This is a genomic window from Streptomyces sp. NPDC037401 (genome assembly GCF_055602345.1).
This window is the reverse complement of sequence record NZ_JBVJWO010000013.1, coordinates 103,166-130,026: the sequence shown is the minus strand read 5'-3', so window position 1 is coordinate 130,026 and position 26,861 is coordinate 103,166. Positions and strand designations below refer to the sequence as shown.

20 protein-coding genes, 1 tRNA gene and 1 pseudogene are annotated in these 26,861 nt (G+C 74.2%); 9 read left to right on the top strand and 13 right to left on the bottom strand.

From position 1 onward, the window contains the following. Window positions 1–74 precede the first annotated feature (74 nt). Window positions 75–956: a helix-turn-helix domain-containing protein gene (locus ACZ7H1_RS16190; RefSeq protein WP_470787180.1), complete on the bottom strand. Its 882-nt coding sequence runs from the start codon at window positions 954–956 to the stop codon at window positions 75–77. Between the two features lie 335 nt (window positions 957–1,291). Between ACZ7H1_RS16190 and ACZ7H1_RS16185 the strand changes: the two genes are divergently transcribed. Then, a complete protein-coding gene (locus ACZ7H1_RS16185) occupies window positions 1,292–1,831 on the top strand; it encodes an ATP-binding protein (protein WP_470787178.1) in 540 nt (179 codons plus the stop codon). A 141-nt stretch (window positions 1,832–1,972) separates the two neighbouring features. Here the strand turns inward: ACZ7H1_RS16185 and ACZ7H1_RS16180 are convergent, their stop codons facing one another. Together ACZ7H1_RS16180 and ACZ7H1_RS16175 are read right to left on the bottom strand one after the other, a co-directional pair. Next, window positions 1,973–2,212, bottom strand: a complete 240-nt coding sequence (locus tag ACZ7H1_RS16180; RefSeq protein WP_470787177.1) for a DUF397 domain-containing protein — start codon at window positions 2,210–2,212, stop codon at window positions 1,973–1,975. Between the two features lie 245 nt (window positions 2,213–2,457). Beyond that, window positions 2,458–2,886 (bottom strand): annotated as a pseudogene (locus ACZ7H1_RS16175) (hypothetical protein); the annotation flags it as partial. A 113-nt stretch (window positions 2,887–2,999) separates the two neighbouring features. Here ACZ7H1_RS16175 and tatA point away from each other — a divergent pair. Continuing rightward, window positions 3,000–3,167, top strand: coding sequence for a Sec-independent protein translocase subunit TatA (tatA, locus tag ACZ7H1_RS16170; protein ID WP_470787175.1), 168 nt, complete (start codon window positions 3,000–3,002; stop codon window positions 3,165–3,167). A 64-nt stretch (window positions 3,168–3,231) separates the two neighbouring features. Here the strand turns inward: tatA and ACZ7H1_RS16165 are convergent, their stop codons facing one another. Next, on the bottom strand, window positions 3,232–5,391 hold the full coding sequence (locus ACZ7H1_RS16165; RefSeq protein ID WP_470787173.1) for an ABC transporter permease: 2,160 nt from the start codon (window positions 5,389–5,391) through the stop codon (window positions 3,232–3,234). Next, window positions 5,385–6,275 (bottom strand): ABC transporter ATP-binding protein, encoded by an 891-nt coding sequence (locus tag ACZ7H1_RS16160; RefSeq protein ID WP_470787172.1) that lies wholly within the window; start codon window positions 6,273–6,275, stop codon window positions 5,385–5,387. The genes ACZ7H1_RS16165 and ACZ7H1_RS16160 overlap by 7 nt, the downstream gene beginning before the upstream one ends. 114 nt (window positions 6,276–6,389) lie before the next feature. Here ACZ7H1_RS16160 and ACZ7H1_RS16155 point away from each other — a divergent pair, with 114 nt between their 5' ends. Both ACZ7H1_RS16155 and ACZ7H1_RS16150 read left to right on the top strand, forming a co-directional pair. Then, on the top strand, window positions 6,390–7,583 hold the full coding sequence (locus tag ACZ7H1_RS16155) for a DUF2786 domain-containing protein (RefSeq protein WP_470787170.1): 1,194 nt from the start codon (window positions 6,390–6,392) through the stop codon (window positions 7,581–7,583). A gap of 65 nt (window positions 7,584–7,648) precedes the next feature. After that, entirely contained in the window at window positions 7,649–9,316 is a 1,668-nt protein-coding gene (locus ACZ7H1_RS16150; protein WP_470787169.1) for a bifunctional 3'-5' exonuclease/DNA polymerase, read from the top strand. 13 nt (window positions 9,317–9,329) lie between these two features. Here the strand turns inward: ACZ7H1_RS16150 and ACZ7H1_RS16145 are convergent, their stop codons facing one another. Together ACZ7H1_RS16145 and ACZ7H1_RS16140 are read right to left on the bottom strand one after the other, a co-directional pair. After that, window positions 9,330–10,589 (bottom strand): hypothetical protein, encoded by a 1,260-nt coding sequence (locus ACZ7H1_RS16145; RefSeq protein WP_470787167.1) that lies wholly within the window; start codon window positions 10,587–10,589, stop codon window positions 9,330–9,332. A gap of 52 nt (window positions 10,590–10,641) precedes the next feature. Next, window positions 10,642–11,151 (bottom strand): SigE family RNA polymerase sigma factor, encoded by a 510-nt coding sequence (locus ACZ7H1_RS16140; protein WP_470787166.1) that lies wholly within the window; start codon window positions 11,149–11,151, stop codon window positions 10,642–10,644. Between the two features lie 261 nt (window positions 11,152–11,412). Here ACZ7H1_RS16140 and ACZ7H1_RS16135 point away from each other — a divergent pair, with 261 nt between their 5' ends. Next, window positions 11,413–12,690: an IS701 family transposase gene (locus ACZ7H1_RS16135; protein WP_470787164.1), complete on the top strand. Its 1,278-nt coding sequence runs from the start codon at window positions 11,413–11,415 to the stop codon at window positions 12,688–12,690. Here ACZ7H1_RS16135 and ACZ7H1_RS16130 read toward each other — a convergent pair. Further along, window positions 12,666–14,789: a helix-turn-helix domain-containing protein gene (locus tag ACZ7H1_RS16130; RefSeq protein ID WP_470787162.1), complete on the bottom strand. Its 2,124-nt coding sequence runs from the start codon at window positions 14,787–14,789 to the stop codon at window positions 12,666–12,668. The two genes, ACZ7H1_RS16135 and ACZ7H1_RS16130, sit on opposite strands and share 25 nt — an antisense overlap. A gap of 227 nt (window positions 14,790–15,016) precedes the next feature. Here ACZ7H1_RS16130 and ACZ7H1_RS16125 point away from each other — a divergent pair, with 227 nt between their 5' ends. Together ACZ7H1_RS16125 and pabB are read left to right on the top strand one after the other, a co-directional pair. Beyond that, window positions 15,017–15,808, top strand: a complete 792-nt coding sequence (locus ACZ7H1_RS16125) for a 50S ribosomal protein L11 methyltransferase (RefSeq protein ID WP_470787160.1) — start codon at window positions 15,017–15,019, stop codon at window positions 15,806–15,808. 44 nt (window positions 15,809–15,852) lie between these two features. Then, window positions 15,853–17,985: an aminodeoxychorismate synthase component I gene (gene pabB / locus ACZ7H1_RS16120; protein ID WP_470787158.1), complete on the top strand. Its 2,133-nt coding sequence runs from the start codon at window positions 15,853–15,855 to the stop codon at window positions 17,983–17,985. A 125-nt stretch (window positions 17,986–18,110) separates the two neighbouring features. Here the strand turns inward: pabB and ACZ7H1_RS16115 are convergent, their stop codons facing one another. Next, window positions 18,111–18,572 (bottom strand): GNAT family N-acetyltransferase, encoded by a 462-nt coding sequence (locus ACZ7H1_RS16115; protein WP_470787156.1) that lies wholly within the window; start codon window positions 18,570–18,572, stop codon window positions 18,111–18,113. Between the two features lie 341 nt (window positions 18,573–18,913). Here ACZ7H1_RS16115 and ACZ7H1_RS16110 point away from each other — a divergent pair, with 341 nt between their 5' ends. After that, the gene (locus ACZ7H1_RS16110; protein ID WP_470787154.1) at window positions 18,914–19,144 is read left to right on the top strand and encodes a hypothetical protein; all 231 of its coding nucleotides are present in this window, start codon (window positions 18,914–18,916) and stop codon (window positions 19,142–19,144) included. Between the two features lie 110 nt (window positions 19,145–19,254). Here ACZ7H1_RS16110 and ACZ7H1_RS16105 read toward each other — a convergent pair. Next, window positions 19,255–19,328, bottom strand: a tRNA-Thr gene (locus ACZ7H1_RS16105). A 91-nt stretch (window positions 19,329–19,419) separates the two neighbouring features. Between ACZ7H1_RS16105 and ACZ7H1_RS16100 the strand changes: the two genes are divergently transcribed. Further along, window positions 19,420–20,271: a hypothetical protein gene (locus ACZ7H1_RS16100; RefSeq protein WP_470787152.1), complete on the top strand. Its 852-nt coding sequence runs from the start codon at window positions 19,420–19,422 to the stop codon at window positions 20,269–20,271. A gap of 68 nt (window positions 20,272–20,339) precedes the next feature. On the opposite strand, the gene ACZ7H1_RS16095 is transcribed toward ACZ7H1_RS16100, so the two are convergent. From ACZ7H1_RS16095 to tmk, 3 genes are all read right to left on the bottom strand, one after another. Then, window positions 20,340–21,890 carry an alpha/beta hydrolase gene (locus ACZ7H1_RS16095; protein WP_470787150.1) on the bottom strand — a complete coding sequence of 517 codons (1,551 nt, stop codon included), beginning with the start codon at window positions 21,888–21,890 and terminating at the stop codon, window positions 20,340–20,342. A 149-nt stretch (window positions 21,891–22,039) separates the two neighbouring features. Further along, window positions 22,040–23,251 carry a DNA polymerase III subunit delta' gene (locus ACZ7H1_RS16090; RefSeq protein ID WP_470787148.1) on the bottom strand — a complete coding sequence of 404 codons (1,212 nt, stop codon included), beginning with the start codon at window positions 23,249–23,251 and terminating at the stop codon, window positions 22,040–22,042. 99 nt (window positions 23,252–23,350) lie between these two features. Then, entirely contained in the window at window positions 23,351–26,605 is a 3,255-nt protein-coding gene (tmk, locus tag ACZ7H1_RS16085) for a dTMP kinase (protein WP_470787147.1), read from the bottom strand. Window positions 26,606–26,861: the final 256 nt, after the last annotated feature.

Below are 26,861 nucleotides of genomic sequence, written 5' to 3'. Positions count from 1 at the left end.
CGGCGGGAGCACCGTTGCACCCGCCGGACCCCGATGACCCGACAATGCTGAATGGCCGTCATCCTACGTGCGCTTCAAGACAGTTGGAGCAGACCGCGGAGAAGATCCCGGGTTGCCCCCGGGTCCGGGCAGTCCGCCTGGAGCCGCTCCATCGCCCGGCCGTACTGGGCGACCTCCTCGTCCTTGTCCAGGTAGAGGGCGCTGGTGAGCTGTTCCAGATAGACGATGTCCTGCAGGTCCGACTCGGGGAAACGCAGCAGCGTGAAGGCTCCGCTTTCGCCCGCGTGCCCGCCGAAGCTGAACGGCATGACCTGGAGCCGTACGTTCGGCCGCTGCGAGAACTCGATCAGGTGCTCCAACTGGCCGCGCATCACGCTCCGGTCGCCGTACGGGCGGCGCAGTGCGGCCTCGTCCAGCACGGCGTGGAAGACCGGGGCGTTCTCGGCGACGAGGACCTTCTGGCGCTCCAGGCGCAGCGCGACGCGGCGGTCGATCTCCGCGGTCGACGCGTGGGGCATGCCCCGGCTCACGACGGCGTGCGCGTACGCCTCGGTCTGCAACAGGCCGTGGACGAACTGCACTTCGTAGATGCGGATGAGCGATGCGGCGCCCTCCAGACCGATGTAGGTCTGGAACCACCCGGGAAGGACGTCTCCGTAACTGTGCCACCAGCCGGCCGCGTTGGCCTCGCGGACGAGACCGAGCAGCGATTCGCGCTCGGATCCGTCGGTGACTCCGTAGAGGGTCAGCAGATCCTCGACGTCTCTGGCCTTGAAGCTCACCCTGCCCAACTCCAAGCGGCTGATCTTCGATTCGGACGCGCGGATCGAGTAGCCGGCCGCCTCACGGGTGATCCCACGGGATTCACGCAGTCGCCTGAGCTGAGACCCCAGGAGGATGCGCCGCACCACTGAGCCGTTCGACTCGGTTGCGGTCACTTCTCCAACCCTCCCCATCGCGGTGTGTGCGTCTGTCTTTGCCTGTCCGTGCCTGATTGCGTGAGGCCCCCGTTGCCCCGGGTCCCGCAGTCTGCCACCAAAACGCAGTGGCCCGTACTCGTTCTGTAACGGAATCGAGGTTGCCGGAAAAGAAGTCCGTAAGTATGCGTAGGAAGAAATGAGCAAGAACCGTCACGGGAACGGACAGGTCCGGCGCGTGCACGTGCATCTGCCCTTGCATCTGCCCTACGCATTCGGAACCATGGTGCCCGCGCAGCTGCGTGCAATCCGCGCATGCGCACAGGGCCCGCCCCGCAGTACCGCTCCGTCCGCGACTTCCGGGAGTGCCTCGCATGGGGACGAATGGATCGACCATGCTCGAGCCTTTACGGCAGGGGCTGCCCCCGGTCGACCCCACGGCTGCTTCCGGGTCCGCATCCTGCGCCCTGCCCGCCCGGTTCGAAGCGGTGCGGGGCGCCCGTTCATTCACCCGCTCGACGCTCGGCCAGTGGGGTCTTGACGACCGCTTCGACGACGTCGCCCTGGTCGTCTCCGAACTCGTCACCAACGCGCTCCGGCACGCCCTGCCGGACCACCCGCGCGAGGGCGAGCAGGACGCGCCGGTCCGCCTGCACCTGCTGCGGTGGAGCACCCGCCTGGTGTGCGCGGTGCGGGACCCCAGCGAGGAGTGTCCGGCGGGCTCCGGCAAGCCGTTCTCGCCGGAGCGCACGGAGGAGAACTTCGACGCGGAGTCGGGCCGGGGGCTGTTCCTCGTGGACTCGTACAGCGACGGCTGGGGCTGGCACCCCTCCCCCCTCTTCGCGGGGGACGCGCCTTCCGTCGGCCGGCTCACCGGCAAGGTCGTGTGGGCGCTGTTCCTGCTCCAGGACTGACCGGCCCGCGCGACCCGCGGGGCATCCAGGGGATACGACGAAGCGCCCGGCCTGAGGGCCGGGCGCTCGTGCATGTGCGTGTGCGTGTGCGTTGCGCACGTACGTCAGGGGGTGCCGGGCACCGTCCGCAACCGAGCCGGGTCAGGGGCCGGTGAGGTGGTCGAACTCCCCGTCCTTGACGCCCAGCAGCAGCGCCTCTATCTCCGCCGGCGTGTACACCAGCGCAGGCCCTTCGGGAAACCGCGAGTTGCGCACCGCGACATTGCCCCCGGGCAGTTTGGCGAACTCCACACAGGAGCCCTGCGAATTGCTGTGCCTGCTCTTCTGCCAGATCACCCCGTCCAGTTCTGTGGCTGCCATGCCGTTGTACGCGTGGTCCACAGGACGCCCCCGTTACTGATGTCAACTGCACCGGATCATAGCTGTGTTCATATGCGCCTGCATGGGCAGATGCACGTGCACGCGGGGTGTCCGTACGGTCACAGATTAGGTGCCCAAGGCGTCGGACAGTTCGTCGAGTGCCTCCACGAGCCGAGCCGCACCACCGGGAAATACCGCCGTCCCGGGGGCCCGCAGTGGGCGAGGGCGGCGCGCAGGACCAGGGGGGCCAGCCTCGGCAGTGTGGGCCGGATGATCGACTCGGCGGGGGCGCCGACCGCGGGGTCGGCCAGGGAGGCGAGCACGGGGCGGATCCGCTCGGCGAGGCCGCGGGCGCCGTGCAGTTCGGCGGGGCGGCGGCGGGCCTGGCGCGGGGTGACGGATGCCGCGGCGCGGGCCGTCATCAGCGGTGCGGGGTCGAAGGGCGCCAGCGGGTCGTGGCGCAGCCGGCGGGCGTAGTCCGCCTCGGCGGCCAGGGCGTCGGCGAGGGCGTCGCCCTGGGCGCCCCAGCGGCGGACCGGGAACAGCACGATGAGCAGCGCCTGGACTACACCGCCCGCGGCGATCACGGCGGCGTGTCCGGCGGCGGCGCGGATCGCGACGAGCGGCTCCAGCCGGGCCCGCTCGACCTTCATCCCGGATCGGGCGGTCTCCTTCAGCGCCCGGAGCCAGCTCATGGCGTCGAGATTAGCCGGTTGACCAGTTTTCAGGACTTCTCAAGATTTGTCCGGAGTGCCCGTCAGGGGGTTTGATGGGCAGCCCGGTCGTCTTCCGGAAGTGGGTTTTTCGCATGATCAGGAATGGCTTCGAACCCTGGCACCTGGCGGTGCTCGCCATCGTCTGCCTGCTGGTCTTCGGCTCGAAGAAGCTCCCGGAGATGGCCCGTTCGGCCGGCAAGTCGCTGCGGATCCTCAAGGCCGAGACCAGGGCGCTGCGCAGCGAAGACCCGCCGCAGTAACGATCCTGTGCGGTGAGCGGGCCGTGAGCCGGGGCGCCGGGCCGGCCTCTCCGGGAGCGCGGCATCAGCCGCGGGTGGTGCGGAAGGCCGGCGGGAGCGCGGCCGCCACGGCGACCAGGGCGCAGGCTCCGGTGACGGCGGCGAGCGCGGCCCACGGGACGGACGGTGCGGCCGGCGCGTCCAGCAGCGCCAGCGCCCCCAGCAGCCCGCCCAGGTTGACCGCGGTCACCGCGAGTCCGAGGACCGTTCCCAGGAGGACCGCGAGCAGAGCCTCGCCGGCGACGACCCGCAGCACCTGCCCCCGGGTGGCCCCGGCCAGCCGCAGGGACGCGAGCTCGCGCCGCCGCGCCGAGGTGGCCATGAGCAGGGTGTTGGCCAGGGCGATCGCCGTGTAGAGCAGGGCGATGCCGAGGACGACCGCCATCCCGAGCCGGGTCTTGCGGTCGGCGCCCGGTTCCGTGTCGGCGAGCCAGGCGTCCGCCGTCCGCACCAACCCGCCGGTGGCGGCGGCGAGTCCCGCCTCGACCGCGGCCCGCGGTGCGGACCCGTCGAGCCTCACGTCGATCCGGTCCACCGCCGCGCCCGGCGCGTTCGCGGCCGTCACGTACGCGCCCTCGTCCCCGGTCCCGCGGGCCAGGACGGCCACGATCCGCAGCCGGGCCCGGCTGCCGTCGCCGCGCCACACGTCGACGGACTCGCCGACCGTGTGCCGTTCCCATTCGTCGTTCACGACGACCGAGGAGTCGTCGAGCGCGCGCACGTCCCCCGCGACCACCGGCAGGCTGCTCACCCGGGCCAGCGCATCCGGGTCGGACACCGCGCGGGCCTGCGCCTTCACCACCGCGACCCCGTCCTCCTCGGGCACGTACAGCGCCGTCGGGGCGGACGGCGAGGCGAGCGCGCCGGGCACCGCCGCCGCGCGCAGCCCCGGGCCACCGTCCGCCCGGGGCGTCACGACCAGATCGGCCGCCGTACGGGCCCGCACCTCGGCCGCCTTCGTCCGGGCCACCGTCCCCGCCGACCCGAGCAGCGACCCGGCCAGCGCCACCGTGATGAGCACGGGCGCCGCGACGGCGGCCGTACGCCGTACCGCGCCCGCGGTGTTCTCCCGTACGAGCAGGCCCGTCGCGCCCTCCCGCGGCAGCCGCAGCACCCGCGCCAGCGGACGGACCAGCAGCGGGGAGAGCACCGCCACCGCGGTGATCAGCACCATCGGCTGCACCGTGTACGACTTGCGGCCCAGCAGGCCCGCCGGACGGTCCGTCAGCGACCAGCCGAGCAGGGCCAGTCCGCCCGCCAGCAGGAGGGCGCCCACCAGCCGCCGCGACCACGGCATCGCGCCCTCGTCCACGGCGGCCTCGCGCAGCGCCTCGACCGGACAGACCCGGCCGGCCCGGCGCGAGGCCGCCCACACCCCGGCTACGGCGACGCCGAGTCCGACCGCGAAGGCCGTCCACAGGGGCCAGGTCTGCGTCCCGATCCGGAACCACTGCGGTGCGAGTTCCCCGTCGGCGAGGAACGCCGCCAGCCGCGGGGCTCCCCAGCGGCCCAGCGCGCAGCCGGCCGCCGAGGCGAGCACCCCGACCACGAGGGCCTCGGCGAGCAGCATCCGGCGCAGCTGCCCCGGGGTGGCGCCGGCGGTGCGCAGCAGCCCGAACTCCCGCCGCCGCAGGGCCACCGCGAAGGCGAAGGTCGAGGCGACGACGAAGACCGAGACGAAACCGGTCACCCCGCCCGCCGTGCCCAGCAGGGCGTTGACGCTCATCAGGGCCTCCGCGTCCTGCGCGGGCGAGGGCCGGTCGGCCTCGCGGCGGTCGTCGCCGGTCAGCACCCGGCCCCGGTCGCCGACGACGGCCCGGACCCGCTCCGCGGGCGCGTCGACGCCGACCGCCCGCAGGGGCCGCGCAGCGCCGCCGGTGTCGACCGGCCCGAGCGCGCGGAGCTCCCGGAGCAGCGCGCCGTCCACAGGGTGTGGATGGACGAGCTCGTGCGTGACCCGTCCGGTCTTCGGACCGCGCGGGACGGGTACGGTCAGCCGGTCCTGGCCCACGACCACGACGGTCGAGCGGGCGAACCGCTCCGGGGCGCGGTGCGGCGGGTCGAGGGTGGCCGCGAGGCCCAGCAGCATGGTGGCGACCAGGCCCACCCCGAGGGCGAGCGCGGTGAAGCTGCCGGCGAAGGACATCCAGCGGGCGCGCAGCCCGCCGAGCAGGAGGGTCAGCACGCCACGGCCTCCCAGCCGGCCACAGCAGGAGTCCCGGCCGCGGCCGAACTCCCGCCTGCGGCCGAACTCCCGCCCGCCGACTCCAGGTTGGCCATCCGCGCGGCGACGTCCCCGGCCCGCGGTGCGGCCAGCTCGCCCGCGACCCGGCCGTCGACGAGGAAGACCACGCGGTCCGCGTACGACGCGGCCACCGGATCGTGCGTGACCATGATGATCGTCTGGCCTTCGCGGTCGACGAGGTCCCGCAGCATCACGAGCACCTCGCGGCTGGTCGCCGTGTCCAGCGCACCCGTCGGCTCGTCCCCGAACAGCACCGCGGGCCGGGTGATCAGCGCCCGCGCGATCGCGACCCGCTGCTGCTGCCCGCCGGACAGCTCGGTGGGCCGGTGCCCGGCCCGCTCGGCCAGCCCGACCCGGGCCAGGGCCGCCCGTACCTCCGCCCGCGCCGGACGGCGGCCCGCGAGCCGCAGCGGCAGGGCGACGTTCTGCGCGGCGGTCAGCGTCGGGATGAGGTTGAAGGACTGGAAGACGAAGCCGATCCGGTCGCGCCGCAGCAGGGTCAGCCGGCGCTCGCTCAGGCCGCTGAGCTCGGTGTCCCCGACGGTCACCCGGCCGGCGGTCGGCCGGTCCAGCCCGGCCGCGCACTGGAGCAGCGTGGACTTCCCCGACCCCGAGGGGCCCATCACGGCGGTGAAGGTGCCCGCCGCGAAGGAGAGGTCGACCCCGTCGAGGGCGTGGACCTCGCCGTAGCTGCGGCGCAGCGCGCTCAGCAGCACGGCGGGCCGGCCGGCGGCTGCGGCGACTGCGCTCGGCGCGTTCTGTTCGGACTGTTCGGACTGTTCGGACTCTTCGATCGGTGCGGTCGGTGCGGTCTGCGGCTTCATGCCCCCAGGCTCCCGGCCCGCGGCCCCGCGATCACGACCACTGAAGGGCGTCCCGGGGGTAGTGCCAGCCCTACCCCCGGGCGTCCCGGCCGGCCCTCCTCCTACCCTGGAGGGATGCACACCCTCGTCGACCAGGCCTTCGCGGCCGCCCTGTACTCCCAGGACGACACCGGCCTCGACACCGGTGCCTCGCTGCTCGCCGCCGACGCCGACGCCTGGCCCGGCACCGGCCGTGAGCTGCTGCGCCGCGGCGAGGGCTTCGTACGCCAGGCCTGGGAGCGGGGCTGGCAGCCCGCCGACGTGGTGCGGCTGGTCCGCCGCGAGCTGGGCGGCGAGCGACACCTGCGGCTGGCCGCCGACCTGATCGCCGCGGAGGGGCGACGGTACGCGCGCCTGCCCGGCCGCTGGCAGGCGCAGCTGGCCGCGCTGGGCGGGGAGGGCGTGTGGTGGGGCGACGACGAGCATTACGCGGCCGGGCTGGCCCGGCGCGAGTCGGCGGACCGCTTCACCCTGGCCACCGATCTGCTGGAGCTGCTGCGCCTGCTGATCCGGCTGCCGTCGATCGAGCCGGTGGGACCCGTGCCGGGCGACCCGCTGTCCGTGGTGGAGGGCGTGCACGGCGACCCGAAGATGCTGGCCCGGATCCGGGCGCTGCTCGCGAAAGCGGAGGCCACGCAGTATCCGGAGGAGGCGGAGGCGCTCAGCGCGAAGGCCCAGGAGCTGATGGCGCGGCACACCGTGGACGAGGCGCTGCTCGCGGCGCGCGGCACCGGGCCCGCGCAGGTGCCCGGCGCCTGCCGGATCGGCGTGGAGCCGCCGTACGAGGAGGCGAAGGCCGTCCTGCTGGACGCGGTGGCCACGGCGAACCGCTGCCGGGCGGTGTGGAACGGCCACTTCGAGTTCTCGACCGTGGTCGGATTCGAAGCGGACCTCGAGGCGGTCGAGCTGCTCTACACCTCCCTGCTCGTCCAGGGCACCTCGGCGATGACCCGGGCCGAGCACGCCCAGCGGACGGGCGGCCGCAAGCGCACGAAGACCTTCCGGCAGTCCTTCTTCCTCGCGTACGCCAGCCGGATCGGGCACCGGCTCGAGGAGACCGCCTCGCACGCCGCCGAGGAGGCCGGCGGCGCCTCCCTGCTGCCGGTGCTGGCGGCCCGCGACGTGGCCGTGACCTCGCGCGCGGAGGAGCTCTTCCCGCGGACGACCACCACCCGGCTGCGGGGGGCCACCGACCACGCGGGCTGGACGGACGGCACCACGGCCGCCGACCGCGCCAACGTCGCCCCGCACCGCCGCCACCTCCCCTGATCCGGTCCGGCGCCGGGCCGCGTGGGGCGAGGGGATTGTCAGTGCGCGGTGCCACACTCGCACCCATGAGCGAGCGGTGGGCCCTGGGCGAGAGCGACGGCGGGCGGGTGCAGACGGTGCCCCTCGGCGCCGACGGCCGCCCGGCCGGAGAGGTCAGGACCGCACCGGACCTGGCCTCCGCGGTCGCGGCCGCGCCGCCCGCCACCCGCTGGATCTGGCGCGCCACCCACGAGGTCTATCCCCGCCTGCTCGCCGCCGGGGTCCGCGTCGAGCGGTGCTACGACATCGAGGACGCCGAGCTGCTCCTGCTGGGCCACGAGGGCCGCTTCGGGGAGCCGCGCTCCGCCGCGGCCGCCGTCGCCCGGCTGCGGCACGCCCCCGTACCCCCGGATCCGCCGCTGCGCTCCGCGGCCCCCGGCACCCAGTCCTCGCTGTTCGAGCCGCGCAGCACGCCGGTCTCGTTCGAAGACCTGCTGGAGGTGTACGCCGACCAGCACCGGCGGCACGACGCGGCCGTGCACCCGGACCGGATGCGGCTGCTGACCGCCGCGGAGTCGGCGGGGATGCTGGTGGCCGCCGAGATGAACGGCACCGGGCTGCCGTGGCGGGCGGACGTGCACCGCGCGGTGCTCACCGAGCTGCTCGGCGAGCGGTACGCCGGCGGGCAGCCCCGCCGCCTCGCCGAGCTCGCCGACGAGGTCTCGGCGGCCTTCGGCCGCCGGGTCCGGCCCGAGCTGCCCGCCGATGTGGTCAAGGCGTTCGCGGAGGCCGGGATCAAGGTGAAGTCCACCCGCCGCTGGGAGCTCCAGGAGCTCGACCACCCCGCCGTCGAACCCCTCCTCGCCTTCAAGAAGCTGTACCGCATCTACACCGCACACGGCTGGGCCTGGCTCCAGGACTGGGTGCACGAGGGCCGGTTCAGACCGGAGTACGTCCCCGGCGGCACCGTCACGGGCCGCTGGGTGACCAACGGCGGCGGAGCCCTCCAGATCCCCAAGGTGATCCGCCGGGCCGTGGTGGCCGACCCGGGCTGGCGGCTGGTCGTGGCGGACGCCGACCAGATGGAGCCGCGGGTGCTGGCGGCGATCTCGCGCGACCGGGGGCTGATGGAGGTCGCGGGGCAGCCCGGCGACCTGTACAAAGCCGTCTCCGACCGCGCGTTCTCCGGCGACCGCGACATGGCGAAGCTGGCCGTTCTCGGCGCGGTGTACGGCCAGACGTCCGGCGACGGCCTGAAGAACCTGGCCGCGCTGCGCCGCCGTTTCCCCCGGGCCGTGGAGTACGTCGACGAGGCGGCGCGGGCGGGCGAGGAGGGACGGCTCGTACGCACCTGGCTGGGCCGCACCTGCCCGCCGGCGGCCACCGCGGACCCGGACGGCGCCGACGGCGGCGAGGCCGGTCTGCCGCAGGACGAGTGGACCCCGGGGTACGCCTCGACCAACACCCGGGCCCGCGGCCGCTTCACGCGCAACTTCGTCGTGCAGGGCAGCGCCGCCGACTGGGCCCTGCTGATGCTGGCCGCGCTGCGGCAGGCCCTCGCGGGACTCCGGGCCGAGCTGGTCTTCTTCCAGCACGACGAGGTGATCGTGCACTGCCCGGCCGAGGAGGCCGCGGACGTGACGAAGGCGATCCGCTCGGCTGCCGATCTGGCCGGGCGGATCGCCTTCGGTGAGACTCCGGTGCGCTTCCCCTTCACGACCGCGGTCGTGGAGTGCTACGCCGACGCGAAGTGAAGCCGACCCGGGGTCACTTGCCCTTGGTCAGCCGCGGGTCCCTGGCGATCTCCTCCAGCTGGGCCATGGTCACGCCGGGCTCCGGACGGGTCGCCGGCAGGTGCTGGGCCGGGGAGTTGAAGGCGCTCACGATGATCCGCAGGCCCTCCGGGCTCAGCGTCTCGACGGTCCACCAGACCACGCCCTCGCCGCCCTTCTCGCCCGCCTGCTGGGTGCGCTTGACCTTCGTGCCGTCGGGCAGCGTGGTCACGTCCGGGCCGGTGTACAGCATGTCCGCGAGGTCGGCCATGCCCGTCTGGAGCTGGACGGACACGTGGAACTTGCCCTTGCCGTCGTCCATGATGACGAGGGCGCCCTCGCCGCCGCCTTCCTTGCGGATGAAGGTCAGGTCCTTGGGCAGGTGCGAGAGCAGCACCGGCAGCACCGGGCGGTTCAGGCTCGGCGGCTGCGACGACGGCCGGTCCTTCACGGGCGGCAGGTCGCTCACCGCGGGCAGCCACTCGGCCGACGTGGCCAGCGCCTTGAGCTGGGCCGCGGTCAGCGGCGGGTTCGGGCGGGAGACCGCGGCGCCCTTCTGGGCGGGCGCGTTCCACTCGCTCGCGTCGACGACGTAGCCCTCCTTGGTGACGAGGGTGGCCCGCCAGAGCTTGGTGTCCTCGCGCCGGTCGGGGTACTCGTAGCCCTGGATGACCAGCACCTTCGAGCCGCCGGGCAGCTTGTCGACGGTGCACGCGTCGTGGGGCACGGCGTACTCGTCGGGGCAGACCGTGAGGTCCTTGGCCTGGCTGCCCTTGGGGTCGATGCGGGACAGGCCCACGCTGAACGCCGACTTGCCCTGCCCGTCGTCGAAGACGCCGGAGACCATCGGGCCCATCTGGTCGCCGGTGCCGCGGGCCTCGGTCTCGGTGAGCTTGCCGCTCGGCAGGAGCTCCTTCAACGTCTTGACCAGCTGCTCGGCGCTGACCTTGCCGGTCCCCAGACGCCGTGCGTCCATGGCGTCGCGCACGTCGCCGAAGTCGGGCTGCTTGGGATCGCCGGGCGCGGCGACCGCGGTCCTGGCCGTGCCGTCGCCGCCGAGCAGCCCGCCCGTGTACGCGCCGGTCGTCGCGATGGCCGCCAGGGCGAGAACGCTGCCGCCGACGACGGCCGCCCGCCGGCGCCGCACCAGGCGCTGGCCGCGCTGCTCCCCGGCATCAACGAGGGCGCGCCGGTCGGTCGCGAAGATGTCCCCGGTCTGCCGGAGTGCTTCGCCGAGTTCGTCTTCAAAGGGCATGGGGAACCAGACCTTTCCACAGAGGTGGGGAGGTGGGGAGGGGTGATGCGGGTCAGTGCGCGACGAGCTCGGGAAGCGAGCCGCCCAGATGTTCGCGCAGCCGGGACAGCGCCCGGGTCGTGCGGGTACGGACGGCTGCGGAGCTGACGTTCATCGCGTCGGCCGTCTCCTCGATGCTGCGGTCCTCCCAGTAGCGCAGGACGACCACCGCCCGGTCCTTGGCCGAAAGCCGGGCCAGGGCGTCGAGCAGGGTCAGCCGGAGCGTCGGGTCGCCGCCGGGGGCGGCCCAGCTGTCGGGCATCTCCCCGATCGGACGCTCCGTCGCGGACCGGCGCCGCTGGTGGGTGAGGAACGTACGGACCAGGACGGTCTGCGCGTACGCGGCCGGATTGCCGATCCGCGAGATCCGCCCCCACAGCAGGTACATCCGGCCCAGGGTCTCCTGCACCAGGTCCTCGGCGAGATGGGTGTCGCCGCTGGTCAACAGGCAGGCCGAACGGAACAAATGGCCTGACCGGGCGTCCGCGAACTCGCGGAACGCCTCTCTGCGCGCCTGTCTCATGGCTCCCCCTCAGATGTTCTTCACCTCATTGACGCGCCGGGCCTCCCGCAATGTTTCACCTTTTTCCCGGCTTCTTTTCGCTTCCTTCCGCTGCCTTCCGCTGCCTTCGGCGAGGCCTCCGGTACGGCGTGGTGGCCGGACCCCCACCGGCGGGCCCGAGAGGGTGGCCGGCGCACCTTCTCCCGGCCTCCCCCTCCCGGCGAGCCTGTAGGGGGATAGGGGGAGGCCGGACGGCCCCCCACTGCACGGCAGGGGGATCGCATGCACACGCCTACGCTCCGGGACAGGCGCGGACGGCACGCCGGCACGGTGACCGGCGAGCTGTGCGACAGCCTGTTCGCGTCGCTGGCGCGGCGGGACCAGCGGATCAAGGGCGAGCAGTACCTGCGCGGGCTGCTCGTCGCACGCGGCCGCAAGTCGATCCGGAACATCGCCGCCCACCTGGGCGAGGAGGCGATGGAGCAGAGCCTGCACCACTTCATCAGCAGCTCCACCTGGGACTGGATGCCGGTCCGGGCCGCCCTCGCCGCCCACGTGGGCCGGGTCGTCCCCCCGCACGCCCTGGTGGTGCGGCTGCTGTCCATCCCGAAGACCGGGGAGCGCTCGGTGGGCGTCGACCGCGCCGTCGACCCGCTGCTGGGCCATGTCTTCCGCGGGCAGCAGGCGTTCGGCGTCTGGCAGGCGGCCCCCGCCCTGAGCACGCCCGTGCACTGGCGGCTGTTCCTGCCGGACAGCTGGACCGGGGACGCGCTGCGGCGGCGGCGCGCCGAGATCCCGGCCGACCTGGGGCCCGAGACCCTGGAGGAGTGCGCGACCGCGGCGGCACTGCAGGGCGTACGCCTCTCGTACGGGCCGCGGCGGCCGGTCGTCCTGGACCTGCCGGTCAACCGCGTCGGCGCGGTACTGCGGCAGTTCGGCGCGGCCGGGGTGCCCGCAGTGGTACGGGTCACCGAGGACACTCGGCTCACGGTCGAGGACCCGGCCCTGCCCGGGCACGGCCGGGGCCCGCTGGCGGCCCGGCAGATCCTGTCGTCCGTCAAAGGCCTGCGCAGACCCGCCTTCTGGAACGATCCGCAGTGCCCGGACGCGCCGCGGACCTCGCTCGTGACGACCGTACGGGCGGGTCTGCCCGGGGCGGCTCCGGCGGGCCCGGCCACCGGCCCGGGGCTGCTGCTGCTCGGCGAGTGGACCGACCCGCAGGCCCCACCGGAGGGCCTGTGGATCACCAACTCACCGCGGGTACGGCCCGAAACCCTGCTGCGGACCATCCGGCTGGCGACCCGGGTCGGGCACGACCTGGAGCGCGGCGGTGACGAGGCGGGCCTGCGGGACTTCGAAGGCAGGTCCTTCCGGGGCTGGCACCGGCACATCACCCTCGCCTCCGCCGCACACGCCGCCAACGCGCTGGACCGCCTCGTCGGGCTCGGCGGGGACGCCGGGGCCGCCGGGGCCGCCGGGGCCGCCGGGCCGTCGTCCGGACGGGTCCCGCAGAGCCGACAGGGCCGGCGGGGAAGCTATCCCTCCGCGCTGTCGGCCTGACGGGGCACCCGGCGGTGCGTGCCGCCGTGGCGGTGGCGGAGCAGCTCGCGGGTGTGCAGCAGGCGCAGGGCGAGCTGTATCTCCAGCGCCCGGGACGGCTCCTGCCAGTCCGCGCCGAGCAGTTCCGTGAGCCGTTCCAGGCGCCGCGAGACGGTGTTCGGGTGCACGTGCAGGATCCCGGCCGCCCGGGTCGGGCTGGCCTGCGAGGCGAAGTACGCCTCCAGGGTCCGGACCAGCTCGGCGTCCCGCTGCTCGTCGTACTTGAGCACCGCTCCGAAGGTGGAGTCGATGTACCGGTCGACGTCGAGGTCGTCGGAGAGCAGCATGCCGAGGAAGCCGAGGTCGCCGGTGGCGGCCGCGGAGCCCTCGCCGCCGAGGGCGATCAGGGCCTCCAGGGAGCGCTGCGCCTCGTCGTAGACCTCCTTGATCTCCGCCAGGGCGCGGGCGGGACCGGCCGACGCGACGGACACGGGCTGGCCCAGCAGCGTGGAGATCTCTCGGTGCGCGGCCCCGGCGGCCGCGGACGGGTCCGGCTCGGGCAGGAGCAGCACGATGCCGCCGCCGTGCACGGTCTTCAGCCCGGACTTGCGGTGGGCGTAGAGCGAGGCCCAGGCGAGGGCCTGGCCCTGCTCGGCTCCCTCCGGGCGGACCACGACGACGGAGTGCGGGCGGGTGGCGTCGATGCCCAGCCGGCGGGCGCGTTCGGCCAGCCGGCGCGGGGACCGGGAGGTTCCGACGAGGAGGTCGTCGAAGAGCTCGTCGCCGACCGGGCCGGCGGTGACGGCGGCGCCGCGCTGGAGCTTCAGGAGGAGGGCGGCGGTGCGCGACGCGTAGCCGAGGAACCCGCTCTCCTCCGGGCCGAGGGGGTCCCGGGGCCGCAGGAGCAGGACGCCCAGCTCCTCGGTGCCGGCGCTGAGCGGGGCGGCCCACAGCGTGTCGGTGACGGCGACCGGGGCGCGGGCGGCGAGGGCGGCCAGCAAAGCCCTGGCCACGGCCTCGTCAGTGGGCTCCTCCGGGTCCGCGGTCTCCCCGCCGGAGGGTCCGGCGGGGAGCGGGAGCGACGGTGCGCGGGTCGGCGCGAGCGACGGCACGGCGGAAGGCCCGGCGGCGGCGAGGGCGACGGACGAGGCGGCGGGCTGCGCATCGGACGCGCCGGACGCGACGGGGGGCTGCGCGGCCCCGGACAGCAGGCGTCCCGCCGGGTCGTACAGGTACACGGTCCCGCCGAGCACCTCCGCCGTCACGGCGGCGACCTCGGCCAGATCGGTCCCGTCCAGGACCATCGACGCCAACCGGTCCCGGGAGGCGGCCAGTTCGCGGCTGCGGCCGATCTCGGCCCGCTCGCGGGCACTGCGCTGCGAGAGCTGCGCCAGTTCCGACTTGGTGCGCTCCATCAGCCGGGCCTTCTCCAGCGCGACCGCCGCGAGGTCGGCCAGCGAGCGCATCAGGCTCACCTCGTCCGGCGTGAAGTGGCGCAGCTTGCGGTCGGCGCCGTAGAGCGCGCCGACCGTGGTGCTGCCGTGGCAGAGCGGGACGGCGAGGATGGCGCGCAGCCCTTCGGCCCGTACGACCTCGTCGATGCGCTCGGAGTGCGGGAACGCCGTGTCGTTCAGGTAGTCGGCGGTCCAGAACGGCGCCCGCTTGTCCTGGGCCGCCTCGCCCAGGCCGTGGCCGGTGTCGATCTGGAGGCCGACGTTGAACATGGTCGTCTCGCCGTCGGAGGAGTGGACGTACGAGCCGCCCCCGGGCTTCCGCAGGCTGATGTACGCCATGTCGAAGCCGAGCAGCCGCCGGGCCCGGCCGGCGATCACGCGGAGGAGGCCGTCGAGATCGTACGGGGAGGTCATGTCCCGTGCCGTGTCGACCAGGGCGGCCATCCCGGCCTCGCGCCGGCCCCGCTGGTCCACGGTGGCGTGCACGGTCCGGGCGAGCTGCACCGCCTGTTCCAGCACGGCGAGTTGCTCCGGGGTGCCGGCGGGGTCCTCGCGCGCGGTGCGCAGCAGGTCGTCGAACCGCTCGCGCGGGGCTTCCTGGGCGAGCAGGGTGAGCACGGTCAGCGCGTCGGCACCACCCTCACCGGACGCTTCATCCCATATCACGTAAAGCCCCTCATAATACGGCAAAATTTGGGTCAAATCCGCCTAGGATCGTAAGATACCGCAACCAGGCGCTTGGGCGGTTTGGGTGCCTGCGGGCGGTGTGCTCCGGGCACCGCGGCGAGGGCCGACAGTGTCGTGCGCACACCTTCCGGCCCGCACGGCCCCCGGCGACGATGGTCACGGGGGAAACGGAGGGCGGCCGTCCTCCGGCTCACAAAGGGGTGGGAATGGCAGAGATCAAGAGCTACAAGAGGTCGCTGGAGCGCAGCCGCGCCGCGCGGACCCGGCAGGACCGCCCGGACCGCTTCACCCAGTACGGCCGCACCTGGGACCTGCTGGACGACGTCTTCGCGCCGCCCTTCACCCGGTCGACCTCCGCGGCGATGGAGCTGCTGGGTCTGGCCGGCCCCCTGCACGCCCGCACCGGCTCCTTCCTGGAGATCGGCTCCGGCACCGGGATCATCGCGGTGTCCGCGGCCCTCGCCGGCTGCGACCGCGTCGTCGCCACCGACATCAACCCCCGGGCCGTCGAGAACACCGCGCTCAACGCCCGCCGCCACGGCGTCGACGAGCGGCTGAGCGCCGTGCACAGCGACCTCTTCGACGCGCTCGGCCCCGGGGACCGCTTCGACACCGTCTACTGGCACTCCAACTTCGTCCTGGCGCCCGAGGACCACGAGTACGAGCACGCGCACGACCGCGCCTACGTGGACCCCGGCTACCGCACCCACGAGCGGTACCTGTCCCGGGCGCCCGAGCACCTCGCCCCGGGCGGCCGCGTCCTGCTCCAGTTCAGCGACCGCGGCGACCTCGACCTGCTGCACGCGCTGGCGGAACGGCACGGACGGACGCTGCACCTGTGCGGCAGCCGCCGGGAGGCCGAAACCGGAGCGCCGGCGGACGCAGGTGGGACGATGGACGCGGAGACGGTCGAACACCTGCTCTTCGAGGTCCGCACCGCGCCCGCCCGCCGGCCCGCCCCCTCACGCACGCTCCCCCAGGTCTGTACGGCGGTCTGACCACCCGCCCTCACACCTTCCCGTCCGAAAGCCCGGAAACGACTGTGCGCACCCTCCTCGTCGACAACTACGACTCCTTCACCTACAACCTCTTCCACTACCTCTCCGAGGTCGGCGGCCGCGAGCCCGTCGTGATCCGCAACGACGACTCCGGCTGGCACCGCTCGCGGCTGGCGGAGTTCGACAACGTCGTCCTGTCCCCCGGCCCCGGCCACCCCGCCGTCCCCGCCGACTTCGGCATCTGCCGCGACATCCTGGAGGCCGGCGGGATCCCCACCCTCGGCGTCTGCCTCGGCCACCAGGGCGCCGCCCTGCTGTACGGGGCGACCGTCGGGCGGGCCCCCGAGCCGCGGCACGGGCGCCTGTCGCCCGTGACGCACACCGGCACGGGCCTCTTCGCCGGCCTGCCCTCCCCCTTCGAGGTGGTCCGCTACCACTCGCTGGCCGTCACCGACCTGCCCGCGGAGCTGGAGGCCGTCGCGTGGACCCCGGACGGGGTGCTGATGGGCTTCGAGCACCGCGAACAGCCCCTGTGGGGAGTGCAGTTCCACCCCGAGTCCATACTCACCCGGCACGGCCGCGACCTGCTGCGCAACTTCACCCGGCTGACCGCGGAGTGGCACGCCGGCCGGCCGGAGCGCGGACCTGCCGCGGCGGCGCCGGTCCCGGCGCCCGTACCGGAGCGGGTCGAGTTCGCGCCGGAGGCGGTCCGCTCACCGTCGCGGAAGCTGCGGGTCCTCGCGGAGGAGCTGACCACCGCGTGGGACGAGGAGGCCGCGTACGAGCGGCTGTTCGGGTCCGGGCACCCGGAGGGCGCCGGCGACCACGCCTTCTGGCTGGACGGCAGCAGGCCGGAGGGGGAGGCCGGGCGGTTCTCCGTGATGGGCGACGCGTCCGGCCCCCTCGCCCGGGTGGCCCGTGCCGACGTACGCAGCCGGACCGTGACCGTGCGGTCCGCCGGGGGCACCGAGCGGGTGTCCGGGGACTTCCTGGAGTGGCTGGACCGGGACCTGGCCGCCCTCCACACCGAACTGCCGCCGCTGCCCTGCCCGTTCGCGCTGGGCTGGGTGGGCTACCTCGGCTACGAGCTCAAGGCCGAGTGCGGCGGGGAAGCCGCACACGCCTCCGAGGACCCCGACGCCACCCTGGTCTTCGCGGACCGCGCGCTGGTCTTCGACCACGTCACGGGCACGACGACCCTGCTCGCCCTCGTCGAGGACGACACGGCCTGCGGCACCGAGGAAGCGGCCCGCGCCTGGCTCGAGTCGACGTCCGCCCTGCTCGCCGCGGGCGCCGCCGCCCCGGCGCCCGCGCCCGCGCCCGCCCCGCTCCCCGCGATCGGCCTGCGCCACGACCGCGACGCCTACCTGCGCCTGATCGCCGCCTGCCACGAGGACATAGCCGCCGGCGAGACGTACGAGGTCTGCCTGACCAACATGACCGAGGCCCAGGGCGCGCTCGACCCGTGGGAGGGCTACCGGCTGCTCCGCCGCCTGAGCCCGGCGCCGTACGGCGCGCTGCTGCGGTTCGGCGACCTGTCGGTGTTGAGCACGTCCCCGGAGCGGTTCCTGCGGATCGACGCCGACGGCACGGTCGAGTCCCGGCCGATCAAGGGGACCCGGCCCCGGGGCGCGACGGCGCAGGATGACGCCGCCCTGGTCGAGGACCTGCGCACGGACGAGAAGGACCGCGCGGAGAACCTGATGATCGTGGACCTGGTCCGCAACGACCTCGGCCGCCACGCCGAGATCGGCAGCGTGGACGCGCGGGACGTCTTCCGCGTCGAGACGTACGCGACCGTGCACCAGCTCGTGAGCACGGTACGGGCCCGCCTGCGGCCCGGGCACTCGGCCGTGGCGTGCGTACGCTCGGCCTTCCCGGCGGGCTCCATGACCGGCGCGCCGAAGATCCGCACGATGCGGCTCATCGACGGCCTGGAGCAGGGACCGCGCGGGGTCTACTCGGGCGCGATCGGCTACTTCTCGCTGTCCGGGGCCGCCGACCTGAGCGTCGCCATCCGCACGGCCGTGGTCACCCCGGGACGGGTGCGCTACGGCGTGGGCGGGGCGATCGTGGCCCTCTCGGACCCGGAGGCGGAGTTCGAGGAGACCGCCGTGAAGGCCGCCCCGATGCTGGCCCTCACGTCCGCCGGCTTCCCCGGCCGCCGCCCGCACTGACCTGCTGTCCCTGGGGTCCCAGCCTCGCCGTTCCCGCCCCCGAGGACAACGCCCGCCGGGACACTACGTCAGGTCCGGCAGCCGGCGGCGACTGCTTCCCTGCTTCGCCTACTCCCCCACTTCCCCTACTTCCCGAGATTGTGGAAGTAGATCTGGAAGTGCTCCTTCTCGAAGCCCTCGTCCTCGTACAGGCTCTGCGCGATGCGGTTGTCGTACGCCGTCTCCAGCTGGACGCCGGCGACGCCCTCGGCGCGGGCCCGGTCCAGGGCGTCGCGCAGCAGCGCCCGGCCCGCGCCGGTACGCCGGCCGGCCGGGGCCACGTACAGGTCGTTGAGCACCCAGGCCGGCGCCAGGGCCAGCGAGGAGAAGGTCCGGTAGATCTGGGTGAAGCCCAGCGCCCGCCCGTCCGCGTCCTCGGCGACGAGGACCAGCGACTCGTCCCGCCGGATCCGCTCCTCGAGGAACTGCCGGGGCTGCTGCGGGTCGGCGACCTCGACCTCGTAGAAGTCCAGGTATCCCCGGAAGAGTTCCGCCACCGCGTCGAGGTCCCCCACCCCGGCCTGCCGCACCGTCACGCCACCGCTCATCGCACTCCCCTTGCCGCCAGTACCCCGACCAGACCGAACGCACCCATGATCCCCCACGGCCCGCATCCCGGACGCACCGCGCGGAACGGTCCCCCGCCGACTTGCCTCAAGTCAGCAGCCCGACCCGGTTTTCACCCATGCCAGTTGCCTGCTGCACTTCCCAGAACCCAATCCCTTCAACAGGAGTTGCACTCTGCACAACCCACACCGAGTGCAAGATCAACCGATGCGCGACAACGCACCCCAGAAGCTCCCCCGCTACGGCAAGGCGTGCGCACAGCTCCACGTCAGCGGCGTGCGCAGGGTCAGCCAGTGCCACCACATCACGAAGTGAGCCGCACATGAGCACCCGCCCGACCTCGGAAGACCCGGCCATCGAGGCTAAGCGACGCCGCGCCGGCGTGACGGCCTTCCTGGCCGGCACCGCCGCGTCCCTCGCCGTCTTCGCCTTCCTGCCCGGCCTCCCCCACGTCATCGACTGGGGTGCCGTCCTCGTGTCCCTGGCCGTCGGCGCCCTGTGCCGCTGGGCATGGCTTACCCGAACGGCGAGGAAGCGGAAGGAAGCGGCTTAGACCCACCCGCACATCGGCCCCTCCGCCCGCCCCCCGGAGGGGCGTCCGGCACGGACGGGGAAAAGGCAAAAGCCCCAGGTCACGGCGAGTGAGTCCTGGGGCTTCTACGGAGCCGCCTTCGGGATTCGAACCCGAGACCTACGCATTACGAGTGCGTTGCTCTGGCCAACTGAGCTAAGGCGGCAAGCTACGGAGAGAGTCCCCCTCGGAAGAGGGATTCGCATCAGCAGCGGCGCCAAGTCTACAGGCTTCTTGGGGGTGCCCCTGACCAGGGGATGAATGCGATTGCGCGGGCGGTCGAAGTGCGGGCGATACTGGGGCATACGTGGCCGAAACGTTTCGGCCACGTTCTGCCGACATCCCGAAGGGATGCGATCTCCCGTGGCCCGAGCCGTGCAGCCCGCAGGCCCCGCCGCGGAAAGGCACCCGGCAGCCAGCCCGACGCCCTGCAGCAGCTCTGGATCATCGACATCTACGGCCTGGTCCTGGGCGGTCTGCTCGTCACGACCGCAGCGGTCGGTGACCGCTTCGGGCGCAAGAAGCTGTTCCTGATCGGCTTCGTGCTCTTCGGCATCGCCTCCGTTCTCGCCGGCGCCGGCGCAGCCATCGGGCCGCTCGTCGGCGGCCTGCTCGTTGAGCAGTACGGCTGGTCCGCCGCCTTCTGGGGCAACGTCCCGGTCGTCGTCGTGACCGTCGTGGCCGGCCTGCGGCTGCTGCCGGAGTGCAAGGCGAAGAGCGCCCACGCACTCGACTGGCTCAGCGCCGTGCTGTCCGTCGTCGGCATCGTCGCCCTGGCCTGGGGCATCAAGCGCGTGGCCACGGGCAGCCTCGCCCTCTCCGAGACGGCGTACGAACTCGGCGTCGGCCTCGGGGTCGCGCTGCTCGGCTCGATCCACGGCGCGATCTACGCCCACCACATGCCCGCCGACGCGCCCGCGGGCGCCCGCGAGTCGATCGGCGGGGCGGTGGACACCGGACCGCAGGGGCTCGTCGCCACCGCCCGCGCCGCCTTCGACAGCGCCCTGACCGTGACCTCGTGGGTGTCAGCCGGCATCGTCGCCGTCGTGACCGGCCTGGTGGTGTGCATGGTGCCGCGCGGCTTCCGGGCCACCGGCTCGGGCCACTGACCGGCCCGACCCTCGGCGCGCCCCTCGGCGCGGACGTGCGCCGACGTGCGCCAGCGCCGTCGGCACCGTCAGCACTTCTTCCCGTCGGCCGGGGCCTCGCCCTCGATCAGGTAGCGGTTGATCGCCGTGTCGATGCAGTCGCTGCCGCGCCCGTACGCCGTGTGGCCGTCGCCGTCGTACGTCAGCAGCACACCGGAGTCGAGCTGACCGGAGAGCGCCTGCGCCCACTTGTACGGGGTCGCCGGATCGCGCGTCGTCCCGACGACCACGATCGGAGCGGCCCCCTTCGCCTCCAGCCGGTGCGGCGAACCGGTCGCCTTGACCGGCCAGTACGCGCAGTTCAGGGAGGCCCAGGCAAGGCCCTCGCCGAAGACCGGCGAGGCCTTCTCGAAGGACGGCAGGGCGGTCTCGACCGCGCCCGGCCCGCTGAACGCGGCGGGCAGGTCGAGGCAGTTGACGGCGGCGTTCGCGAACATCAGGTTCGCGTACGTACCGTCCGACTCCCGCTCGTAGTAGCCGTCGGCCAGCGCCAGCAGGCCCGCGCCGTCGCCGTTCGCCGCCGACGTGATCGCCCCGCGCAGCTGCGGCCACGCGCTCTCGTCGTACATCGCGGCGATCACGCCGGTCGTGGCCAGCGATTCGCCGAGGCTGCGCTTCTGTCCGGTGTCGACGGGCTGGGCGTCGAGCTTGGCGAAGAAGTCCTTCAGCTTGCGGGCCGCCTCGTCCGGGCCACCCGTCCCGAGCGGGCAGTCGCTCTGCTTCGCGCAGTCCGCCGCGAACGACCGGAACGCCGTCTCGAAGCCCGCCGTCTGGTCGCGGTTCAGGTCGATCGCGGGGCGCGAGGGGTCCATCGCGCCGTCCAGCACCAGCCGCCCGACGCGCGCGGGGAACAGCTCGGCGTACGTCGCCCCGAGGAAGGTGCCGTACGACGCGCCGACGTACGTCAGCTTCTCGTCGCCGAGCACGGCCCGCAGCACGTCCATGTCCTTGGCCGCCTCGACGGTGGAGACGTGCGGAAGGACCTCGCCCGAGCGGCTCTTGCACCCCTCGGCGAACTCCTTGAACGCCGTGACGAGCGCCGCCTGCTCCGCCGCGTCGTCCGGGGTCTGGTCCACCTGCGTGTACGCGTCCATCCGCGGGCCGCTCAGGCACTCGACCGGCTCGCTGCGGGCGACCCCGCGCGGGTCGACCGCGACCATGTCGTACCGGGCGCGCACCGGGGCGGGGTAGCCGATGCCCGCGTACGCCTGCACGTAGCCGACGGCGGAGCCGCCGGGCCCGCCCGGGTTGACCAGCAGCGAGCCGAGCCGCTTGCCGGGGCCGGTGGCCTTCTTGCGGGCCACGGCGAGCTCGATGTCCTTGCCGTTGCCCGGGGCGGCGTAGTCGAGCGGGGCCTTGAGCGTGGCGCACTGGAACTCGGGGGCACCGCACTCGCGCCACGACAGCTTCTGCCCGTAGTACGGCTTGAGCGCGGCGGGCACGGCGGTGGTGCGGGGCCCCGGCTGGGAGAAGGACGCGGAGGCGCTGGGCGCCGAGCTTCCGGAGGTGCAGCCGGAGACGAGCAGTCCGGCTGCCGCGATCACGGTCCCGGTGGTGCGCAGCAGGTGCCTGGTGTCCATCCCCGGAGCGTAGCCTTCCGCGGCGGCGCCGTGCCCGGTCACGGCGGCTCCTTGCCCGTACGAGTGACGCCGCCGGGCAGGTCCGCGGCACCGGATCCGGGCCGTGCAGGCAGCAGATCCGGGCCACGCGGGCGGATCCGGGCCGTGCCTCAGCCCGCCCGCAGGGCCATCGTCACCGCCTCCACGGCCAGCAGCGGGGCGACGTTGCGGTCCAGCGCGTCCCGGCAGGCGATGATCGCCTCGATCCGCCGCAGGGTCCGCTCCGGGGTGGATGCGCGGGCGACCCGGTCGAGGTCGTCGCGCAGCGCGCCGTTGGCCAGTGCCACGCGCGAGCCGAGCTGGAGGGCGAGCACGTCGCGGTAGAAGCCGGTCAGGTCGGTCAGCGCCAGGTCGAGGGTGTCGCGCTGGGTGCGGGTCTTGCGGCGCTTCTGCCGGTCCTCCAGCTCCTTCATCACCCCGGCCGTGCCCCGCGGCATCCGGCCGCCCGTACCCGCCGCGGCGCCGAGGGCGGCCCGCAGTTCCTCGGTCTCCTTGGTGTCGACCTCCTCGGCGACCTGCTTGGCGTCCTCCGCCGCCGCGTCGACGAGCTCCTGCGCGGCCTTCAGGCAGCCGCCCACGTCGTCCACGCGCAGCGGCAGCCGCAGGACCGCAGCCCGCCGCTCCCGGGCCCGCTCGTCGGTGGCCAGCCTGCGGGCGCGGCCGATGTGGCCCATGGTGGCCTGGGCCGCCGCCTCGGCCACCGGGGGCTCGATCCCGTCCCGGCGCACGAGGACGTCGGCGACGGCAGCGACGGACGGGGTCTGCAGGGTCAGGTGCCGGCACCGGGACCGGATCGTGGGGAGCACGTCCTCAAGCGAGGGCGCGCAGAGCAGCCACACCGTGCGCGGAGCAGGCTCCTCCACGGCCTTCAGCAGGACGTTTCCGGCGCCTTCGGTGAGCCGGTCGGCGTCCTCCAGGACGATCACCTGCCAGCGGCCGACGGCTGGTGACAGCTGGGCCCGGCGGACCAGGTCGCGGGTTTCCTTCACGCCGATCGACAGCAGGTCCGTACGGACGATCTCGACGTCCGCGTGCGTGCCGACCAGCGTGGTGTGGCAGCCGTCACAGAAACCGCACCCCGGCTCGCCGCCGAGGGCACGGTCCGGGCTGGTGCACTGCAGGGCGGCGGCGAAGGCGCGCGCTGCCGTGGACCGGCCGGAGCCGGGCGGTCCGGTGAACAGCCACGCGTGGGTCATCTTCGACGCCGAGGGCACCGGCTCCCCCGCGCCCACCGCCGTGACCAGCGCGTCCGCGTCCCGGGCGGCAGCGGCAAGCTGCGCCTGCACGCGGTCCTGCCCCACCAGGTCGTCCCACACGGGCATCCGGCGGCCCCTTTCGTCTGCGTCCCCCCATTGTGTCGCCCCCCACCGACACGCGGGCGCAGCCATCCCTTCGGCGGGGGCGCGGGGCCGGGGGAAGGGTCAGCGGCGGCGGCGTCCGTCGTGCTCGCCCTGGTCTTCGTGCCCGTCGCGCCCGTCGTGGCGGCCGTGCCGTCCCAGCAGCTCGTCGGCCAGCGTCGGCAGATCGTCGAGGGGGGTCTCCTCCGCCCAGTCGGACCTTCGCCGCTGCTGTCCCGACGCGTCCGGAATCGGCAACTCCCGGGTGCGCTCGTTCCCGCCTTCGGCCGGGCCGGGGGCGGGCGCCTCGTCGCGGAAGATCCCCTGCGGGAACCGGTCCGCCGGGGCGTCCGGCCGTACGGGCGGCAGCACGGCGGTCTCGTCCAGCCCACGGTCCGCCGGCGCGTCCGGGCGTACGGGCGGCAGCACGGCCGTCTCGTCCAGCGCGCGCAGCTCCCGCGGGTCGGCCTTCGGGACCGGAACCGTCTGGGTGATCTCCTCGGACCGCACGATCGGCGTCTCGACGGTCACGGCCTCGTCCGCAGCGACCGCCGCCTCAGGGGCCTGCGGGGCCTCGGGGGCCTCAGGCTCCTTGGTCATCGGCACCCGGGGAGCCGCCGCGGCCGACGCAGGCGACGCAACATGAGGAACCGCGGCGGCAGGGGCCGGAGCAGCAGTCGCTGCCGCTGCCGCAGCGGCCGCAGCGGCAGCCGCCGAGGCCTCCGCCAGCCGCCGCGCCTCCTCCGCCTTCAGCAGCGCCTCTTCCGCCTTGCGCTGCTTCTCGCGACGGCGTTCCTCCGCCTCGGCCCGCAGCCGGGCTTCCTCCTCGGCCTGCCGGCGCAGCCGCTCGGCCTCCGCCGCACGGGCCTTCTCCTCGGCCTCGCGCCGGGCCCGCTCCTGCTCGGCCTGCCGCCGGGCCTCCGCCTCGGCCGCCAGCCGTGCTTCCTCGGCCTCGCGGGCCGCGCGCTCCGCCTCGGCCTTCCGCCGGGCTTCCTCCTCGGCCTTCAGCCGGGCCTCTTCCTCGGCGCGGGCCTTCTCCTCCGCCAGCCGACGGGCCTCCGCCTCGGCCTTGAGCCGCGCTTCCTCCTCGGCGCGCGCCTTCTCCTCGGCCTCGCGCCGGGCCTTCTCCTCGGCGGCCTTGCGGGCGGCCTCCTCCTCGGCCAGCCGGCGTGCCTCGGCCTGCGCCTCCCGCTCCGCCTCCGACAGCGGCAGGATCCGGTCCAGCCGGTGCCGTACGACCGTGGTCACCGACTCCGGGTCCTGCCCGGCGTCGACGACGAGGTAGCGGGCGGGGTCGGCCGCGGCCAGGGTGAGGAAGCCTGCGCGTACCCGCTGGTGGAACTCCGCCGGCTCGGACTCCAGCCGGTCCGGCGCCTCCGTGAACCGCTCCCGCGCCGCCTCGGGCGACACGTCCAGCAGCACGGTCAGGTTCGGTACGAGCCCGTCCGTCGCCCAGCGCGAGATCCGCGCGATCTCGGTCGGCGACAGGTCGCGGCCCGCGCCCTGGTACGCCACCGAGGAGTCGATGTACCGGTCCGAGACGACCACCGCGCCGCGCTCCAGCGCCGGCCGCACCACCGTGTCCACGTGCTCCGCGCGATCGGCGGCGTACATCAGCGCCTCCGCACGGTTCGACAGCCCGGCCGAGGAGACGTCGAGCAGGATCGACCGCAGCCGCTTGCCCACCGGCGTGGCGCCCGGCTCACGCGTGACGACCACCTCGTGGCCCTTGCTGCGGATCCACTCCGCGAGCGCGTTGACCTGCGTGGACTTGCCCGCGCCGTCCCCGCCCTCCAGGGCGATGAAGAAGCCGGTGGCCGCCGGGGCCTGCGTGGGCTCGCCGCCGCGCAGCGCCTCCCGCAGGTCGCGCCGCAGCGGCACGCCCTGCCGGTCGTCCGCGCGGGCCAGGACGATCACCGCGACCGGCAGCAGCAGCGCGCCGACCAGCATCAGCGTGAAGGCCGCGCCGCCGTGCGCGAAGACGACGTCGCCGTCCGCGAGCCGGTGCGGGCCGATCGCGGCCGCGAGCAGCGGGGCCGCGACCGCGCCGATCGCGACGGCGATCCGTACGACCGCCTGGAGGTGCTCGGTGATCCGGGCGCGCCGGAACTCCTCGGTCTCCTGGTCGAGCAGGGTGTGCCCGGTGTTCGCGGCGACACCCGCGCTCACGCCGGCGACCAGCGCCAGGAAGAGCACGGTGGCGGTGTCCACGACCAGCCCCATCGCGAGCAGCGCGAAGCCGGCCAGCGCGATCGCGAGCGCGAGCAGGCGCCGCCGCGACAGCGCGGGGAGCACCTTCCCGGCCTGCGTGGCGCGGATGCCGGCCACGGTGCCGCCGCTGAGGGCCGTGACGAGCAGGGCGAACGCGACCGGGCCGCCGCCCAGGTCGTCCGCGTGCAGCGCGGCGAGCGCGACCGCGCAGGAGACCGCACCGGCGACCGCGGCGCAGGCGAGGACGAGCAGCGGGATCGCGCCGGTCCGCCCCTTCTCCGGCCGGTCGGCGTGCTTCGGCGGCCGCAGGCCCTCCAGGGGCGAGCGCGGCCGCGGGGTCTTGGTGTCCGGCAGCACGAGGGGTACGAGCAGCGAGAGGGACGCGGCGAAGAGCCCTGCCGCCACGTACGAGCCCAGGGCGGCGGGATTGTCCTCGAACCAGGCCACGCCCAGCCCGAGGAGCTTGCCGACGAGCCCGGCGACGACCAGTACCGCGGCTGCCACGGGCAGTGCCACGAAGCCGGTGCGCAGCGACAGCCGCCGCAGCGCGTCGAGGTGGTCGGGCAGCGGCCGTACGGTCGCCCCCTCCGGCGGCGGCGCGGGAAGCAGGGCGGGGGCGGCGGTCTCCTTGGCCACCGTCCACACCCGCTCGGCGACACCGGAGACGAAGGCGGTGACCAGCAGCATCGTCAGCGCATGGGCGGGGAGCCAGGCGAGCCACAGCGGCGCGACGACGAACAGCGCGATCCGCACCCCGTCCGCGCCGACCATGGTCCAGCGGCGGTCGAGCTTGCCGCCGGCGGCGGTCAGCGCGTCCAGCGGCCCGAGCAGCACGGCCCCGGACAGGAGGGTGGCGAGGATCCGTACGCCGAACACCGCGGCGACCGCGAAGGCCGCTCCCCGGTATCCGCCGCCGAAGGAACCCTCCGAGACGGCGACCTGGAAGGCGAGCAGAACCACCACCAGCAGCGCGAGCGCATCGCCGACACCACTCACCAGCTGGGCGCCCCACAGCCGCCGCAGCGGGGGGATGCGCAGCAGGGCGCGCACCGCGCGCTCGCGTGAGTCTGCGGCTAGGGCTTCGTCGTAGGTGGGGTTCACGACCGTTGGCTGCTCGGCTCGCGTCATCCGCCCAGCCTATCCGCTGCGCCTGGGTCGGCGGATTCCGGAGCGGAACCGCCCCCCGGGGCCGGGCCGGCCGAGCACCGCGAACGGGTCCGCGAACGGGTCCGCGGTAGCCGAAAAGCCGGGGCAAAGGACGGGGCAAAGGGCGGGGGGGGGGGGGGGGGGGGGGGGGGCGGGGGGGGGGCGGGGGGGGGGGGGGGGGGGGGGGTTGTTTGCTCTTTCTTTGTGCTTCCCGTCTTCTTCCTTCCTTTCTTATTTC